Origin of the sequence: Rhodococcus sp. MEB064 (assembly GCF_000834565.1) — a bacterium.
In the GTDB taxonomy this organism is placed as follows: Bacteria; Actinomycetota; Actinomycetes; order Mycobacteriales; family Mycobacteriaceae; genus Rhodococcoides.
Map to the genome: position 1 here is coordinate 1 of NZ_JXQS01000019.1, position 210 is coordinate 210.

The window sequence follows — 210 nt, forward strand, 5'->3', positions numbered from 1 at the left end:
GTCAGGACAGTGCGTTGCGCTCGAGCCACCGCGCGTACTCGGTTGCGCTCATCAGAGCCGGTGGGATCTGCTCGTCGGTCTCGGTCGAGCTCTCGGTGATACCTTCCAAGAGCTCGTATGCTTTTCCCAGGATCTCCTGCACCGCTTCGCTCTGCGCCACCTTTTTCTTGAGGGCGTCGTTCTCCTTGCGTAGTCGTGCCAGTTCGGCGC

The 210-nt window shown here is 61.4% G+C and carries 1 pseudogene; it reads right to left on the reverse strand.

Features of this window, described 5'->3' with window-relative positions:
• Window position 1: 1 nt before the first annotated feature.
• Window positions 2-210 (reverse strand): annotated as a pseudogene (locus RU01_RS23150) (hypothetical protein); the annotation flags it as partial.